This window comes from Hymenobacter perfusus (assembly GCF_003944765.1).
GTDB classification, from domain to species: domain Bacteria; phylum Bacteroidota; class Bacteroidia; order Cytophagales; family Hymenobacteraceae; genus Hymenobacter; species Hymenobacter perfusus.
The window spans coordinates 63,145-79,806 of record NZ_RWIU01000012.1 but is presented as its reverse complement, the minus strand read 5'-3'; the positions used below and the strand labels follow the sequence as shown (position 1 = coordinate 79,806).

Genomic DNA, 16,662 nt, shown 5'->3' with positions numbered 1-16,662 from the left:
CACCGCCGGCACCACCTCGTTGTGGATGATAAGGTCGATGAGCCGGTCGGGCTGGAAATTGCTGACGCCAATGGCCTTGATGCGGCCTTCTTTGTAGAGCTCCTCCATCGCGCGCCACGCGCCGTGCACATCGCCGAAGGGCTGGTGAATCAGGTAGAGGTCAAGGTAGTCCAGGCCGAGCTTCTGCAGCGACGTTTCAAACGCCTGCTTGGCCCCTTCGTAGCTGGCGTCCTGCACCCAGAGCTTGGTAGTGATAAACAACTCCTCGCGCGGCACCCCGCTGCGCTGAATAGCTTTGCCCACGGCCTCCTCATTCATGTAGGCGGCGGCGGTATCAATCAGCCGATAGCCCGCCTTGATGGCCTCGAACACACTGTTTTCGCATTCGATGGGGTCGGGCACCTGAAACACGCCAAAACCCAGGATGGGCATCTTCACCCCGTTGTTCAACTCAACAGTTTGCATGGTTTTTTACTTAAGAGGTTGACTAAAAGTGGTTATCGGACACCTACCTAATGAATAGGCCTACCTGTTTACGGTCTCCGGGGTTGCTATTTATGCTCCCCGGACGCTGGGCAAGGCTGCTTGCACGATGGGCTCATCTGCTTCCAATTTGCTCCACAAAGGTCCGGTAGTCCCGCTCGTCCCCAAAAAAGGAATCAAACGAATTAGTATACTTTTCAAACAATTTACGGAGGTGAGAGCGGCCATTGAGTCCTGCTCCGCTCACGCATTAAGTTCCTTGGTAATTGTGCGCAGCTAGGAGAGCATCAAAAAGTGTGGGGCAGTCGCGGTCACCAAGCTCTTGAACACTGTTGGCGGAAGCCCTGCCGGTAAGCGCTAAACCCAATTGCCTCACACTTTTTGATGCTCTCCAAAGTTGGTCTGCATGTCGCGCATCTTCTGCCGGTCGCCCAGCATCGCCCGGCAGCTGAGCTTGCCGGCCGCGTCAATGAGCACCACCGTAGCGTGGATGTGTGGGGTCTGCTCATCAAGGTGCAGCACGGGGTTGAACACGATGAGTATTAGTTACCTCAAGTCGTCGGCATAGTAGCCTCAACTATCTGTTTGCAGAGTAAGGGGCTGTGGGGGAAAAAGGCTGAATAATAATAGCGAAACACGCGTTTATAAATGTATGTTTTGCAAATGAGAGTGCGCCCATTATGTTTAATAAGTATAAGCAAGAACGTGAAAAACGCCCTTTTAGCCATGAAAAGCACCAATCTGTACCGTCCTGCCCGCCGCATCCCCGCCGCTCGTCTGGCTAACATGCGCGCCACCCACGCCGCCAAGAAAGCCGCAACTGAGCAGGCCCGCCAGGAAGCGGCCCAACTGCGCCTGGCCACGCCCGAGTTTACCGCCGTGCCCAGCCTGAAAGCTTTACCGGGTGGGCTGCATTGGTCGGCCCAGCAGCCGGTGCCCCCGATTGGGGTGTACGTGAGCGCCAACCAAGGCGGGAAGGTCGAAACGGTGAAGGTGTTGGGCTACTGTCACGCCGCCGGCTTTATCGGCCTCGTGACCCAGCCCTTCCACCCCGGCAGCCGACGTGCCCACAAGATGCACCCCCGCGCCCACTGCGTTTTCGGCAGCCAGATTGCCCAGGCAGCCTAGCTCCAGCAGCCGGATAGCTCCCAATCTGATTTTCTCAATAGGAAATATACCGCTATGAATACTACCCCCGCGCCGAAGCAGCCCCAGATTAGCCCCTGCCAGTGGCTGAATTCCGTGACCCCTTGCCCACAGTGGCTGGGCTATCCAACCCGCTTGAGCCTGCCAATCAACCTCGATTGGTCGGGAGATTCGGCCGTGCCTGAAATCGGCTCCCGCGTTCATATTCACATGAACGGCTTTGGTCCAGCCGTCGTGCGGGCCTATTTCCACGCCGACGGGTACTTAGGCGTAATCTGCCAGCCGGACGAAATGCCTGACTGGTACCAAAAGCAGGCACCCGGCGTAACGCTAGGCCATTTCTTTGGCCGCGAGTTGGAGCCACGCCGGCCCCAGTCCCCGCAGCAGCTTGCGCAACCCGTGCCCAACTGCCAGGCCGAGGGAGTCGCCACTGCCACCGCGCAGGATTGGATACCGGAGTACCCTCCCCAGGAGGAGCCAGACGACAACCAAGACAGCGGGGAGTACCCCGAGCATCCCGGCGACGAGCAGCGGGACCAGTAGGTAAGTCGCGGAGGCATCCCTTTCTTTTTCCCCAACTGCCCCTCCCCTCTTTCAATGCATGCTGGCCGGTTGCTGCGTTCATTTTCTTGAGCACAATGCCACTACTTTACCGGCGCTTGCGTTATATTCGTGTACCCTTTGCCTCCTGCCATGAACTCCCCAGTAACCAACTTTCTCGCCCAGCTGACGACGCCGGAGTTTCAGAAATCCATTGGGGAGCAGCTGCGCGCTGAAGCAGCTGCCGCGAACACCTTCCTCTCCTACCGGGACGAGCAAGGCCGCTACGTGCACGAATACCCTGCCACCGGTGAGGTGTACGAAGTTTCGCTGACCCAGCCACAGACGCGCCGGCTACTGCTTGACGCTGTAGGAGCCTAGTGAGCGAAGCGCGGCCGGTGGAGCAGCAACCAGTACTCTATGTGTTCGCCGGCCCAAACGGCGCTGGGAAAAGCACCTTGTTCAATGCAATGGCTGCTCATAGTCCATCGGTAGAACAGGTGAACGGCGACGTACTGAAACAGCAGAACCCCCAACTCAGCGGCTTTGACGTGGAGGCGATGACCGCCCAGCGCATCAAGGAACTACGTGACAGCAGGGTTTCTTTCTCGGTCGAGAGCAACCTGGCCCAGATCAACGACTACAAGCTGATTCATGGCGCGAAATCCGCCGGCTACCGCGTTGAGTTGGTGTACGTCAGCCTGGAGTCGGTGCGCGAGTGCCAGGACCGGGTACTGAGCCGCGTAGCCAAGGGCGGGCACGACGTGCCCCCGGCCATCATTGAGCAGCGGTACCACCAGTCCCTCTCCCTGCTAAAGCAGAACTATAAGGAATTTGACCGCATCGAGCTGATAGACAATACCAGCCGGGTGCGCTCATCGAAAAGGGGCTGATAGCTCCTTTGCAGTCACCACCGCCGGAGTGGGTGAAGGGTGTCGTGACCCACGTCCAACGGATGGAGCGGGTTAACCAGTTGTTAGCCCAACCGGCAGCGAACATGCAGCAGGCAACTATCCGGGTTACGGAAGCAGCGCGGGCACCAGGTGCCCGCGGCCAGGCTGAGGCGGTACAAGCGGCCGTTCGCCTAAGCGGGGCCCAGGTAAGCGACGTGCAGCCCGCTGCAGCGTCAGAGCAGGGCCAGCGGGTTAGCTACCTGAACGTGCAGTACAGCTTGAAAAGCCCGGAGCTAGAGCGCATCAGCACTACGCTTGACGCGGTGCACCGGCAGTCTGGTAGTGAAGTGATGGAAAGCGCTAAAGACCAGCAGCGTCGCCAGGCTCTAAGCCAGGCGCGGGAGGCCGGGCAGAGCCGGGCAACTGAGCGTGGCCAGGACCAGCAGGAGCGCTGACCTCTCCCCTCTCCCCTCCCCTATTCAAGTGCTGCATAGAGGGGGCTCTCAGAAAACGGAGAATATAGCACGTTAAGAAATTCGCCCTTTTGCCGATGCAGCTGGACTCTAGGTTCAAGAGGGGGCGCCGAAATCTTCTAGCCTTCTTCGCCGGCCCGGAAATGCTTGTTAAAGACTAGGATGAGAAGGAAAAGCTCACCCGGGAAAAACTCAAGATGCCCTGCAATGGCTGCGAAGCCTGCCCATGCAACAGCAAAAGCGCCGCGTTCCTTACCAAGAACGCGGCGCTTTGCCTGCCGTTTTACCGGATCTGTTATTCCACCACGAGGCGTACGACACTGGCGCCGGCGTGCACCAGGTAGAGGCCGGTTACTAACCCGCGTAGCTCCAGCTGCGTGGTGCCGGCCGGGTAACGGCGCAGCACCTGGCCCTGCAGGTTCAGCAGCTGCACCTCGGCCCCGGCCGGGGCGCCCAGCAGCTGCGCCGTGGCGCGGGCCGGGTTGGGGTAGAGCTGTAAGGCCGGGGCGGGGCCGCCGGCCACGAACTGCACCGGCGAGTGAGTTTGGGTCCCGTCGTTGTCCTGTTGCACGAGGCGGTAGTAGGCGGCGCCGGCTTCGGCGTCGTGGTAGGCGTAAGAGTTGGGGGCAGTGGCGGTACCGTGGCCGGGCACGAAGCCCAGCGGCTGCCAGGCGCGGCCGTTGAAGCTTTTTTCCACGCGAAAACCGGCGTTTTGAAGCTCCTGGGCCGTGGTCCAGCGCAGTTGCACTTGACGGGCGCTGGTGCGCCGGGCGGTGAATTGGGTAAGCTGCACCGGCAGCGGGATGGCTTGGCCGGTGCCGTTGTTGAGGCGAACCGATATGGCAATATCGCGTAGGTTGGCCGTGACCAGATCCAGGTCGCCGTCGCCGTCCAGGTCACCCAGGGCCACGCTTTGGGGGCCTCGGCCCACGTTCACCGTGGTACCAACGGCAAACCCGCCCGCCCCGTCTCCCAGGCATACCGAAACACTACTGGAGCCCGTGCCGTCGGCTGTCACTAAGTCCAGCTTGCCGTCGTTGTTCACGTCGCCCAGCATCACGCCTCGGGCCTCGGTACCCACGCGCACGGTGGTGGTGCCGCTGAAACCGCCAAAGCCGTCGCCCAGGCGCACCGACGCCGTGCCGTTTAGGTTGGCCGTGACTAGGTCCAGGTCACCGTCGCCGTCCAGATCACCCAGGGCCAAGGCATACGCACCGGAGTTTACGCCCACCTCCGTGGTACCGCTGAAACCGCCGAGGCCGTCGCCGAGGCGCACTGACGCCGTACCATTGGTGTTGGCCGTGACCAGGTCCAGCTTGCCATCGGCGTTTACGTCGGCCAACACGACGTCGTAAGGACCGGTGTCCACGCCCACCTCCGTGGAGCCGCTGAACTGGCCGGTGCCGTCGCCCAGGCGCACCGAGGCCGTGTTGACGTCGGTGCCGGTGTTGGCCGTAACTAGATCGAGTTTCCCGTCGCCATTCACGTCGCCTACAGCCAGGGTGTACGGGGTGCGGCCTACGCTTACGGTAGTGGTGCCGCTGAACCGACCGTTGCCGTTACCCAGGCGCACCGACACCGCATTGGCACTGAAACCGGTGGCGAGAATATCTAACGTACCGTCGGTGTCAACGTCGGCCAAAACTACAAACTGCGAGCCTCCGACGCTCCCATCAACGTCGTTATTTTTATTGAACTGGCCGAGGCTGTTACCCAGGCGCACCGACGCCGTGTTGGCGCCGTTGTTGGGGTCCTCTCAGAAAACGGAACAAATAGCACGTTAAGAGCCTATCCGGAAAGAACAAGTTGTAGCCAGGGGCCGGACCTTTGAGGTAACCACGCGCTCATTGTTCCATTTATCCGACTACAACCGAGTACGAAACTAGCATTCATCCCGACTTTCTGCCCACGGCTGCGCTTTGGGCAGCCGTGGAGCCGCTCTTGCCGGCGGCCCACCGGCTGGGCCGGCCGCGTGTCTGTGACCGGCAGATGTTTTTTGCCATCTTTTATGTGCTGCGGGCGGGCCTGCAATGGAAGGCGCTGCCGCGCTGCCTGGGGGTTGCTTCGACGGCCCACGACCGGTTTCAGCGGTGGGTGGCAGCGGGCGTGTTTCGCCAGTTATGGGTACTGGGGCTGTTGGAGTTGCACATAGAAAGTCGCCTGGACTGGTCATTTCAGAGCTTGGATGGCTGCCAGACCAAAGCGCCGCTGGGCGGCCAGGCCGTGGGGCCCAACCCGACCGACCGGGGCAAGGGCGGTGTCAAGCGCCACCTGCTCACCGAAGCCCAGGGCTTGCCCGTGGGTCTGGCCGTGACCGGGGCCAACGTGGCCGATGTCATCCAGGTGCAGGCCGTCTTCGACTCGATGCCCGTGTTGCCGTCACCGGATACCGACGAGTTTCCGCAAGGCTTCTGTGCTGATAAAGGCCACGACGCAAAGGCCGTACGGCACCTGATCCAACAGCGGGGTTACGTCGACCACATCCAAAGCCGGGACCAAGAGGCCACGCTCTGTAAAACACCGGGCTACCGCGCCCGCCGCTGGGTCGTCGAGCGCACCCATTCCTGGTTCAACCGGTTCCGCCGCTTGCTCATCCGCTGGGAGAAGCAGGTTGACAACTACGAAGCCCTGCTACATCTTGCCTGTGCCAACATCGTTTGGAAACAGTCCCTACTTTTCGGATAGGCTCTAAACCAAAAAAGTAAAAGCTGGAACTTGGCCTCGAAATGTGTTATTGATAACTGACGACTTTTTTAAATCACATCCTTCCTGCAACATTCCACTATAACATGGCCAAAAAAACTACTAAAGTACGGACGGCTGCAAAAGCAGTTTCGGCAGTGCCCAAGCCCAAGAAAAGTGCCACTCCCAAGCAGACAGGTGGCGGTGGCGGCATTTTTGAGGAAGAAGTTATCGCCTGTTTCTTGGTAGATTTGCTGATGGGGCAGTCCCCTTTTGAAGAGCCAAGTGGAAAGGTCATCCAGCTCGACACCCAACGACCGGCTGCCGTCTGGCCCCTCGATGATTTGCTTTTGGTTGTGGAAACTTCGCCGGGTAGAACCCACCGCGTGGCGTGCTCCATCAAGAGCAACCAGCAGTTCACGGCACAAGGTTTTCCGGCGGAATTCGTGCGCAGCGCCTGGGAGCAGCTGCTGACCACGCCTCCGGAGAAGTTCGATGCCGCCGTTGATTTCGTAGGGTTCATTACGTCCCCGCTCAACGCGGATTATGCCAGTGACCTGTCGGACCTGTTGAATCGGGCCGGGCAGCAGGACCCGGCTACCTTGGCGCAGGAAATTGATTTGGCCGACGTGGCGAACGAGCGGGTTCGCAAACTGTACAAAAGCTTTGCTTGTCCCGCCGATTTGGTGGAGCGGTACCCCGAGGCAGATACCCGCACCGGCTGGGGACTGTCGCGCCTGATTTGGCAGGCCTTTGACTTTGAGGAGCAGCAATCCCGCCGCGTGGTAGAGGTGCGGCAGCGCCTGCGGGCGGCACTCGTCTCGGAAACAGCGGCGGAAGCAACGGAGTTGTGGGCCGCCTTGTGCGCGGTTGGGAAAAAGTTGCGGCCCCACGCGGGGAGCCGGACGCTGGCCCGGTTGGCGGACGAGCTACGGTACCGTTTCCGGCTGCGCGAGTACCCCGACGACCGGGCCGACTGGGCGCGCGTGCGGGAGGCGGCAGAAAGCGCGGCGCGGCAGGTGCCGGAGCTGATTGGGGGCCGGCTCGTGCTGCCCCGGGAAGCCGAGCGCGCCGGCATAACGGAGGCTTTCGCCAGCCAGCGGGCACTGGTGCTGCGCGGCGCTTCGGGCACGGGAAAGTCGGTGCTGGCCCGCCAGGAATTATCGGAACGGGCCAGCCAAGAGCCGGTGCTCTGGCTCGATGCGGAAAGCTTGCGCGGGAAAACCCTGGCCGGGTTGCGTCAGGAACTAGGGCTGCAGGAAAGCCTGGCCACCTTGCTGCGCAACAACACCGCCGCCCGGGGCTTGTGCGTTATCGACCGACTCGACAAGGTGTACGACAACACGTTCGGGGTGGTGGCCGAGCTCATCAGGCTGCTGCGGCTGGACGCGCCCGGCACCCCGTGGCAGCTGCTGGTTCCGATGGTAAGCGACGAGTGGGACCGGGTGCAAAGCCGGCTGTTGGGGCATGGTATTCCGCTGGGCGCTTTTCGGGTAGTGGAAATCGGGGTGCCCGGTCCCGAGGAGCGGGAGCAAGTGTGGGCAGCCTTTCCGCAGCTGGCCCCGCTGCGACTGCGGCCGCACCTGAACGACGTGCTGCTGCGGCCCAAAATGCTGGATATTCTGGCCCGCAGCATTGCCCTGGACCAAGGGCTGGACGACGTGGTGGGCGAGGCGTCGGTGGCGGCGCGGTGGCTGCGTAATCTGGGGCAGGAGGGCACGGTCAAGCAGGAAGTGTACGCCAGGACCATGGCCGTCATCCAGGCCGATACGTGGCAAAACGCCCTGCCGGTCAGCGAGCTGCCGCCGCTGAACAACGAAGCCATCGAGGAGCTGGTGCAGCAGCGCGTGTGCGTGAAAAAGCCGGGCCGCGTGGCATTTGAACACGATTTGTACGGGGACTGGCTGCGGCTGGCGCAGCTGCGCGAGGAAGCCCGGCGGGGCAGCCTGGTGGCGTACCTGAGCGCGGATTCACGGCTGAACTCGCCGCTGTGGCAGCGGGCCGTGCGGCTCTACGGGGTGGCGCTGTTGGACGAGCAGCCCACTGCCGAGGCCTGGAAACGGGCATTTGCCGCGTTGGTACCGCTTGGCCAAACCGCACAGGATTTGCTGCTAGAAGCCACGTGGTACGCGGCCGACCCGGTGGTGCACCTAACCACCCTGTGGCCCTTGCTGACGGCCGACGACGGAACGCTGCTGAAGCGCCTACTGACGCATTTCATGCATGCCGCCACCCGCCCAAACGAGCGGATACTAAAGCTCGTGTCGCCGGATGACCCAGCCCTTTTGCAGCGGGCCGCTACGGTGTACCGAACGCCGGTGGTGGGGTATTGGCCCCACATGCTGCTTTTTCTGTATCAGCAACGGCACGACATTCCCTTCGTGGCCGGGCCGCAGGTGGCGGAGGTGGTGCATATCTGGCTGCGCTCCACGGTGTACGGTGTGCGCTACCGGGCAGAAGCCGCCGTCGTGGCTGTTGAGCTCGGGGATATGCTGCTGAAAGAGCAGCAAGCGTACGGGTTCTGGGCGGGGGGACTAGGGAAGACGGTGTGGCCCGCCGTACTGGAAGCGGCCGTGGAGGAGCCGTCGCGGGTTGCGCAGCTGGTACTGGAAGCTGCTGGTCGTCGGCCGGCGCGGTTCTTGCCGCCCCCCACCGCGCCCGACCCTGATGCGGGCGTGCGCAAGTCCTTTGATTTTGATGGGCCACCCCGCCCGCAGTGGCCCGAAGGGCCCGCCCGGCGCGTGGACAATGAATTGCAAAAAGCCGCCCTCGAAAGCCTGGGCCTGAAAGACCTGCTGCAGGCCGCGCCGGCGGTGGCCTACGAGCTGGCGCTGGCGCTGCTGATTGAGGAGCCCAAGCCCAGAAAAGCCTACCAGTTTGATACCACTTACGGCCTGGAAAAGCTGCGCGATTGGCAAGGCGCTTTCCCGCAAAATGGCCCTTTCCTCTTGTTTCTGGAACACGACGAGGCGCTGGGGATAAACCTGGTGCTGCAGCTGGAGAAGCGGGCGCTGGCCGGGTGGGCCGAAGACAGCGACCACGACGACCGGCCCTGGCCAGCTGCGCGGGAAAAAGACGAGCCTGCCCCTTCCGTTGTGCCCAGCATTCTGCTGGACCTGCCGGCCGGCACGCACAGCTTTACCGGCAATGCAAACGTGTACGGCTGGCACCAGGGGGCGCACCCCAGCAGCGGCGTGATGACTGGGGCGCTCATGGCCCTGGAGAAGTACCTTTACAATCGGCTCGATGCGGGCGAAGACATCACGGGCGTGCTTGAAGACCTGCTGCGGCGCGCCGGGTCGGTGGCCCTGCTGGGGGTGCTGGTACAGGTAGCCAAGTACGACACGGGATTGCTTCTTGGCGTGTTGCAGCCCTTGCTGGGCTCGCCGGAGCTGCAGCAGTGGGATAGTTGGCTGTGTAGCCGCAGAGGGTTTGGCGATGACTTTTTTGGACTAATTCGCTCCGAGCAGCGGCGCCAGGAGTTGCACAAATGGAAAAACCTGCCGCACCGCAAGATTTCTTTTCAAGAGCTGGCTCAACACTATTTCCTCCGCTTAGACGAGGGCCGAGTGTATTTCGCGGCAGCGCGCCTACGGTGGCTGGGCCGGCTGGCGCTGACCACCATGCCCGACACGTACGAAACCTTCAGCCGGTACTTCGACATCGCCAACTACACGTTTACCCCGATTTCAGAAACGGAACAGTACGCCGAATATCAAGAAGTACCGGCCAAGCGGAAGGAGCACGAAAACTGGCAGGCGACCCAGCGCTTGAACAGCATTTTGTATTCAACCGTCACCAAAAACAATATGCTCAAGCAAACGGCGGAAGGCCCCTTGAGCGATGAGGTACTTGAGCAGCTGTGGGCGGAAGCCGAGTATCTCGACAGCGTACGGGCAGAAGCTTTGGCCCAGGCCACCCCCATTAGCAGCGTCGCGGATGTAGCGGCCGCCATTGCGGCGATAGGCCTGCTGCGCGGCCGCGCGTGGCTGGCCCGGCATCCGCACAGGGCAGCCTGGTGCCGGGAAATTACCCTCTCCGGCGCTGTGCTGCTGTGGGAGCAGCGCAACGCGGAGCTGGACCAGCAAATCGGAACGGGCCTGCATTGGACGGACTTCCAAGCCGAAGGGCTGGCCGCACTCTGGGCCGAACACCCTGGAGACGAAGCCGTGCGCCGCGCCATAGGGCAGTGGATGCTGGCCGCGCCGATGGAGTGCGTAAGCCGGCTGGTAACGCGGGCTTCCGGCCACCGGGCCCTCATTGGCGAAGACTATTACCGGGCGGCGCATTTGCGGCTGCTACGCGCTGCGCACTGGTACCAGGTTCAATACCCGGATGGCAAGTCGCACCATCAGCTCGCTCCGAAGGCGCTAGCGAAGCTCGCCCGCCAGCGCGATGAATGGCTGACAGCCTTTATGGAGCGGCGCCTGAGTAACGCCCTGCCCGCGCTCCACGACGTGGTTGGTCCTAAACGGCCACGGCACAAAAAGCAACTCTGGGAAAGCGCCGGGCATCGGCGCGAGCTGGATTGGCACCCCTTTCACGAAAAGCTGATGGTGGCCGCCTACACCGGCCTGCCAACGCCCATGGCCGAACCTGGCTGGCTGCCTTTCTGGGAAGAAGCGTTGGTGGATACGCTGGCGCGCCTGCAACCCGGGCCCGAAGAAGCCCAGGTTGAGCTGGATGGCCACCTACACGAGTGGGACGTGTGGTTGTTTCAGCAGGTCGCCGGTTGGTTGGCCGATCTCCCGGCCGTCGAAGCCCGGCGACTGTGGGAACCCGTGATGGCTCTGGGGCTCTGGGCCCACGAGTGGGTCAAGGATTTTCTGAACGAATGGACACAATTCGCGCTTCGGCAGCCCGACAATCCGGCGGTGCGGCGGGTGTGGCAGGAAATGATTGACTACGCGCAGAATAGCCCCGCCTGGCTGCTGAAGGACCACCGGCTGGCGTACCACCACCGGGGCGAGCTGTGGCGGGCGCTGCTGGTGCTCGACTATACCACCCGCTGGCAAGCCCACCATGGCGCGCTGGCCGAAAGCTTTCATCCCCGCTGGGCCGCGTGGGCCCGGGCTCAACTGGGTGATGCGGGCAGTGCCGCCGCGTTGGCCCGGTTTCTGGCGCAGCCGGCCGCCGGCAGCATGGTGCTCGAAGGGTTGCCATGGCTGGCCCGGCCGGCAACGTATAGCCAGCCTGACGCCACTTACTGGCGAGAAGTAGCAGACCCGCTAGCCGACTTGCTGACGCACGTATGGCAGCTACCCGGTAATCAACTTCGGCAGCATGCCTCGGCTTTTGAGGCGTTCAAAATCCTGCTCGGGGTGCTGGTTGCCCGGCAGCATGCCGTGGGGCTGCAGCTGAACCAGTTGGTGGGGAAAAACTAGCGGCGTAGGCAGCTGAACTACCTATTTAGAGCGTGGTTGGATTTTGCTGAAAATGCTTTTAAAACGTCATGCTGAGCGCAGTCGAATCATGACGTTCTTTCAAATTCCCAAACACCCGTTTAGCGTCGTGGGCCCAACAACCTCGGTGCTGCTAGCCCCGCTGTCAGCCGTCAGCTCCAGGTCGCGGAGCAGCAGCGGCAGAAAGCGTGCGTCGAAGGCGGGCGCTTCGAGAAGCTGACGCCGGAAAGATGCCTTCGCCAGCCAGGTAGCCAGGGAGTCGCGCAATGGGGCGAATACGTTGGCCAGCAGGCAGTAAAAGCCCGTGTGCAGGTCCGTGGCATCGAAGACGAGTTCCAGAATGGGCTCTTTCTGCACCGTGGCGCGGGCCACCCACACGTACTTGGGCAGGGCGCTGATGAGGATGCGGCGCAGGGGCTCCCCCTCCACCGGGCGTAGGCGGCGCAGCTCATCTTTATAGTGGTTGCTGTAGTCGAGGTAAATGTCCCACACGATGTCGGACTGGGCTTTGATGGTATCGGTGAAAATCTGCTCAAAAAGCCCCACTTGCCGGAACACCTGCTCGTAGGTGATGCGAATCTCGGCCGTCAGGGGCACGAACACGCTGTAGAGCGAGCCAACGCAGTGGTCTTCCCACCGCTCAGCCATTTCCCAGTCGGAGCCCGCCGGCCAGGGCGTGAGCAGCTGGCCGTCCTCCGTAAAACTGTAGCGGGCGAAGGGCCCCATCTGGTCGTCGTGGGCGTAGAGACGGTCCAGCGCGTCGGAAGCCAGGGAAATGTCCTTGGTGGGTAACACGTTGGCCGCGGCCAGCCGGTAGCCGGTCACCGTTATCAGGTGGGCTTGGTCTTCCCGTCCGTCCAGCAGCAGGAAAAGCAGGACCGGCAAACCCAGGCGCAGGTAGGCGTAGATAAAGCCTTTGGCCCCGAGCATCTGCTCCTGCATATGGACGGTTACCGCCGCGGCGGTGGCCGCACCCCATTCGTGGGCCTGCCGGTAGGTGCGCAACTCCGCCACCAGGCCCACGGCCTGAATGGCTTCGCCAATCTGGGTCAGATCGAGCCCGGTGCTGGGAAAGGTGCGCCCCTGGCGGTAAAACAGGTTGCGGGCCGCGGCCGTGATATGGTAGGGGGAAGGCAGGGGTGTCTGAAATTGAAACGCCGTCTTGTGAAAGGCCATCCAGAGCGCGGTTGTCGCGCAGGCGCTCACGTTGTTGTCCTGTTCCTGAAAAATTAATGTTTCCACCGTGAGCTGCTTGCCCAACACGTTGACAGGGTAAGGGCGGCGGACCGGGTACACGCGCTGTTTGTCGGCCGCCGGAGTGTAGGGCCGCAGCAGCGTTGCCCCAATTTGCCGGGCAGGCAGTGGCTTGACGACGACGTAGCCCAGGTAGGAATCCCACAGGTCTGCGCCCGTGGCCGGGTCGATGAGCGCCGCTTCGAGCGCCGCCGGTTCGAAGGAGGCGCGAAAGAAATGCACCCGCTTGCACAATCGGTCATAGGACGTGAAGCCGCGGGCGTAATAGTCGGCGTAGTCGGCCAGAAACGACTGGCTCAAGTAGGGCTCTTCCACTAAAACGGTCTGGGCGCCCAGCCCGTCGTGGGCCGGGCCGAGGTACTCGGCAAAATAGTGAAAGTGCCGGCTGCGCCGGGTGGCCGCCGCATCCACCAGTTTGTTGCTGAGCGCCTCGGCCAGCGTATCGAGTGAGAAGGAATGAACCGAGTAGGAAATGGGCTGCGTCACGCGAGGAGAAGGTGGAAACGAGAAACTTCCGCACAAAAAAAGCGTCCGTTCCGGGACGCTTCCATGGGCCTGGCCATGCAGCTGGGCTTACAAGCGGGCCCGCACCTTTAGGCGGTCGCGGTCCACCACGGCGCGTTCATTTAGGTTATCGGCCGTGCGCTGCACACGGGTCACACGTTCCCGGTAGGCTTGGTCCTGAAACTTGGCCTGATCCCCGCGAAACTCAATCACTAGTTTGGCTTTTTCAGTTGTAGGCATGGCGTGGGAAGAGCAAAAAGGACGACAAAGGTACGCAATTGGAAAGCCCGTTTCAAACGTAGGCCAGCAATTGGGCTAATAATACAGCTTCTTACGCGAAAGACAAGCGGCCGGTCACCTTTGTTGCCCTGCTCCACCAGTGAGCCGGACTGTCCGTTGCGGCCGATGGAGGCAGTGGGGGCAAGAGCAAGCAGGAACGGGCAGCCGCTGCCCCGTTGGTCATCGCAAATGCAAGGGCTGTGAAACGCGAAGCAACCAATATGATTTAAAAGCCAATGGCGAGGCGTTTGTTTTTTGTCTTGTGCAAGCGTGAGTGGGGAAGTAATGTTCGATTACCATCCTTATCTTCCCGTTCATTAAAGCAGCGGAAGCAAGCAAAAAAACATGGCAAAACGCGCGGCAATCTGCATCGGGGTAAACCGGGCCGAAGGAATGACCCCCTTGATGGCCGCGACGAAGGGAGCCCGGGATTTTGCCGACTGGGCCACGGCGCAGGGCTGCGACGTGACGCTGCTGGTGGACGAGGGTTCGGACGAAGTAGAATCGGTCCGGATTTTCAAAGCCGTCCGGGCCGTCGTGGAGGCCGGCATTTACGAGCAGCTGCTGCTGTACTTCTCGGGTCACGGCGTGCTGCTGGCACCCGGCGCGGAATACTGGCTGCTGTCCGGCGCGCCGCAGAACCCGAACGAAGCCGTCAATTTGCTGCGCTCCGTGGAGGACGCCCGCAACGCGGGCATTCCGCACGTCATCTTCATCTCGGACGCCTGCCGTTCGGCCGGCCTGAGCGCGCCCCTTAATGGCGTGGTGGGAGGCAGCATTTTTCCCAATCGGGCGATGGGCCCGCAGAGCGGCGAAGTGGATGTGTTCTTTGCCACCCGGCCCGGCGACCCCGCCTGGGAAGTGCCGGAGGCGGAGGCCACGCCTCGCTACCGGGGCTTATTCACAGACTGCCTGCTTAAGGCCTTGCAAGTGCCCGGCAGTGCGCTGGCCGAAAATTTGCCCGGTAGCGCCCCTGTCCAGTCCATCATTACCTCGCGCAGCCTGAAGCCTTACCTGGAGAAACAGGTGCCGCTGGATGCCGCCGCCGTCAACATTCAGCTTAACCAGCAGCCGCAGGTGCGCGTTGAAACCGCCAGCCCCAAATTCTTCGCGGTTGCCCTGCCTCCTCTCTCCGGGACCGCATCACCGGCCTACCGCCATGAGTTCAAATACATCTTCCGGGCCTCCCGGGGCATGAAGGGCCAAGGCAGTTTCTCGGGGCCGGCGGCCGGCAGCAGCTTTCACCTGCAGTCCGCCGACGTTGCAGATGAGGTAGCAGCCGTAAAATTTGCGCGGGAAGTAGCCCGGTTGCGGGGGCACCCCGACCGCTTGCCCCCGGAAACGGAAACGGGTTTCATGCTCGTCGGTATAGCTTCGGAAATAATTGTCGCGCCCGGTTGGGAAATTGACCGCCCGACCGGACGTAACCAGGACCCCGAGGCGGAATATTTTCGCTTCAGACGCCCCGCCCGAGTGGTAGGGGAGGAGCTGCCATCGGCAACCGCGTTGCTCCAGTTTCGCAGCGGCACCGGTACCCTGCTCGCCATCTTGCCGGGCTTCATCGGGGTCGTCACGGTGGCAGAGTCACGAGTGCTCAACGTGAACTACATGCCGGCGCCGTCTGCTGCCCGCTACCGAGCGTACGAAGCCGGTGCCAGCGAACGGGAGGAGCTAAAAGCGCGGGCAGCGGTTCGTTCGCGCCACGGGGAGTTTGACCCCACGACTTCCTTACCTGCCTTGCTGGAAGCCCGCGACGGATTTGACCCAACGCTGGGACTTTACCTCGCCTACGGCTACGCGCAACGCGGAAAGCAGCAGGAGGTACTCACCGTACGGCATCGGCTTGCCCACGACCAGAGTTTGCCGCTGCTTTTTGATATCGAGCTGCTAACCTCCCGTTATCAGGCAGCCCCCGCAGCCGCTGAGGCCGCTCCTATCGTGCCGCAAACGCCCCTACTGGCGCAAGGATGGGCCTTGCTTACCCCTGATAATCCACTGTACCAGCCGCTGCACGGCCGGCTACGGCCTCACCTGCTGCCGGCCTTGTGGACAACTTACACCGCGGAAGGCGTCGCCATTGCCCTTGCCGCGCTATCCCCCCCCGAAAACCCATGAAACTAGTGATGATACACGGCCGAGGCCAGGCCAGCCAGCAACCCGAGCAGCTCAAGCAGGCCTGGCTGGCGGCGCTCCGCCGCGGCTGTGACCGGGGCCAAGTGCAATTGCCGGCGGATACCGTTGTGGAGTTTCCCTACTACGGCGATTTGCTGGCCAGCCTGGTTGCGCAGGTGGGAACCCCTCTGGGGCGCGAGCTGCGGGCCAAGGGCGCCATGCCTACGCCCAACGAGGCACTTCAGGGCGAAATCCTCATGGAAATTGCGGCCCGTGCCGGGCTGCGGGATTCTGATATCCGCTTGGAAGCCGGCAACCTGCCCATTCAAAAAGGCCCGGCCAACTGGGAATGGGTGCAGGCCATCGTCCGAGGGCTCGACCACATCCCGGGCCTCAACAGCCGATTAATCGAAGCGTTTACGCGGGATGTACACGTTTACCTGACGTACGCCGGCGTACGGGCCCAGATAGACCAAGTGATTGCCGCCGCGCTGGGCGATGACCCGTGCGTGGTCGTGGCTCATTCGCTCGGCAGCGTGGTGGCGTACAATGTGCTGCGAACCCGTCTGGCCACGCCCCGGTACCCGCAACTGGTAACCGTGGGCTCGCCGCTGGGTATTCGGGCTATCAAGCAGCAGCTGGCCACGCCGCTGGTGTCCCCGCCCTGCATTGGGCAATGGTTCAACGCTTACGATGACCGGGACGTGGTTGCGCTCGTGCCTTTGGATGAGGAGCGTTTCAACGTCACGCCCCCCATCGAGAATAAAGGTGATGTGCTCAACTTTACTGAGAACCGCCACGGTATCGAAGGCTACCTCGCCGACCCAGTGGTGGCGCAGCGAATAGTGCTGGGTCTGCAGGGCGGGTAAGAGATAATCATCGATGCTGGTCTTA

The 16,662-nt window shown here is 62.1% G+C and carries 14 protein-coding genes; 9 read left to right on the top strand and 5 right to left on the bottom strand.

Annotation, left to right across the window (positions count from 1 at the left end; translation table 11 throughout):
* Together EI293_RS21850 and EI293_RS21845 are read right to left on the bottom strand one after the other, a co-directional pair.
* A partial coding sequence (locus EI293_RS21850; RefSeq protein WP_148103291.1) for an aldo/keto reductase occupies positions 1–465 on the bottom strand: 465 nt, incomplete at its 3' end.
* 390 nt (positions 466–855) lie between these two features.
* Complete coding sequence (locus tag EI293_RS21845; RefSeq protein ID WP_170170496.1) at positions 856–1,017, bottom strand: plasmid recombination protein; 162 nt, start codon at positions 1,015–1,017, stop codon at positions 856–858.
* Positions 1,018–1,209: 192 nt separating this feature from the next.
* On the opposite strand from EI293_RS21845, the gene EI293_RS21840 reads away from it, so the two are divergent.
* The 5 genes from EI293_RS21840 (at position 1,210) to EI293_RS21820 (ending at position 3,517) form a co-directional block, all read left to right on the top strand.
* Entirely contained in the window at positions 1,210–1,611 is a 402-nt protein-coding gene (locus EI293_RS21840; protein ID WP_125440682.1) for a hypothetical protein, read from the top strand.
* Positions 1,612–1,665: 54 nt separating this feature from the next.
* Positions 1,666–2,172, top strand: a complete 507-nt coding sequence (locus tag EI293_RS21835; protein ID WP_125440681.1) for a hypothetical protein — start codon at positions 1,666–1,668, stop codon at positions 2,170–2,172.
* A 150-nt stretch (positions 2,173–2,322) separates the two neighbouring features.
* Positions 2,323–2,550 (top strand): hypothetical protein, encoded by a 228-nt coding sequence (locus EI293_RS21830; protein WP_073112424.1) that lies wholly within the window; start codon positions 2,323–2,325, stop codon positions 2,548–2,550.
* A complete protein-coding gene (locus EI293_RS21825; protein ID WP_125440680.1) occupies positions 2,550–3,062 on the top strand; it encodes a zeta toxin family protein in 513 nt (170 codons plus the stop codon). The genes EI293_RS21830 and EI293_RS21825 overlap by 1 nt, the downstream gene beginning before the upstream one ends.
* A gap of 104 nt (positions 3,063–3,166) precedes the next feature.
* Entirely contained in the window at positions 3,167–3,517 is a 351-nt protein-coding gene (locus tag EI293_RS21820) for a hypothetical protein (RefSeq protein WP_125440679.1), read from the top strand.
* 313 nt (positions 3,518–3,830) lie between these two features.
* On the opposite strand, the gene EI293_RS21815 is transcribed toward EI293_RS21820, so the two are convergent.
* The gene (locus EI293_RS21815) at positions 3,831–5,177 is read right to left on the bottom strand and encodes a T9SS type A sorting domain-containing protein (RefSeq protein ID WP_170170494.1); all 1,347 of its coding nucleotides are present in this window, start codon (positions 5,175–5,177) and stop codon (positions 3,831–3,833) included.
* 245 nt (positions 5,178–5,422) lie between these two features.
* Between EI293_RS21815 and EI293_RS21810 the strand changes: the two genes are divergently transcribed.
* Entirely contained in the window at positions 5,423–6,220 is a 798-nt protein-coding gene (locus EI293_RS21810) for an IS5 family transposase (RefSeq protein ID WP_394343423.1), read from the top strand.
* A 353-nt stretch (positions 6,221–6,573) separates the two neighbouring features.
* Positions 6,574–11,601, top strand: a complete 5,028-nt coding sequence (locus EI293_RS21805; protein ID WP_125440676.1) for an ATP-binding protein — start codon at positions 6,574–6,576, stop codon at positions 11,599–11,601.
* A 99-nt stretch (positions 11,602–11,700) separates the two neighbouring features.
* Here the strand turns inward: EI293_RS21805 and EI293_RS21800 are convergent, their stop codons facing one another.
* The gene (locus tag EI293_RS21800) at positions 11,701–13,359 is read right to left on the bottom strand and encodes a hypothetical protein (RefSeq protein ID WP_125440675.1); all 1,659 of its coding nucleotides are present in this window, start codon (positions 13,357–13,359) and stop codon (positions 11,701–11,703) included.
* An 87-nt stretch (positions 13,360–13,446) separates the two neighbouring features.
* The gene (locus EI293_RS22200; RefSeq protein WP_170170493.1) at positions 13,447–13,617 is read right to left on the bottom strand and encodes a hypothetical protein; all 171 of its coding nucleotides are present in this window, start codon (positions 13,615–13,617) and stop codon (positions 13,447–13,449) included.
* A 384-nt stretch (positions 13,618–14,001) separates the two neighbouring features.
* On the opposite strand from EI293_RS22200, the gene EI293_RS21795 reads away from it, so the two are divergent.
* Both EI293_RS21795 and EI293_RS21790 read left to right on the top strand, forming a co-directional pair.
* Positions 14,002–15,771, top strand: a complete 1,770-nt coding sequence (locus tag EI293_RS21795; protein WP_125440674.1) for a caspase family protein — start codon at positions 14,002–14,004, stop codon at positions 15,769–15,771.
* Between the two features lie 8 nt (positions 15,772–15,779).
* On the top strand, positions 15,780–16,637 hold the full coding sequence (locus tag EI293_RS21790) for an alpha/beta fold hydrolase (protein ID WP_125440673.1): 858 nt from the start codon (positions 15,780–15,782) through the stop codon (positions 16,635–16,637).
* Positions 16,638–16,662: the final 25 nt, after the last annotated feature.

Bases quoted from the DNA above. Each gene is read 5' to 3' on its own strand.
- EI293_RS21830 (WP_073112424.1), top strand. From the start codon at position 2,323: ATGAACTCCCCAGTAACCAACTTTCTCGCCCAGCTGACGACGCCGGAG.
- EI293_RS21795 (WP_125440674.1), top strand. From the start codon at position 14,002: ATGGCAAAACGCGCGGCAATCTGCATCGGGGTAAACCGGGCCGAAGGA.
- EI293_RS21840 (WP_125440682.1), top strand. From the start codon at position 1,210: ATGAAAAGCACCAATCTGTACCGTCCTGCCCGCCGCATCCCCGCCGCT.
- EI293_RS22200 (WP_170170493.1), bottom strand. From the start codon at position 13,617: ATGCCTACAACTGAAAAAGCCAAACTAGTGATTGAGTTTCGCGGGGAT.
- EI293_RS21790 (WP_125440673.1), top strand. From the start codon at position 15,780: ATGATACACGGCCGAGGCCAGGCCAGCCAGCAACCCGAGCAGCTCAAG.
- EI293_RS21820 (WP_125440679.1), top strand. From the start codon at position 3,167: ATGCAGCAGGCAACTATCCGGGTTACGGAAGCAGCGCGGGCACCAGGT.
- EI293_RS21835 (WP_125440681.1), top strand. From the start codon at position 1,666: ATGAATACTACCCCCGCGCCGAAGCAGCCCCAGATTAGCCCCTGCCAG.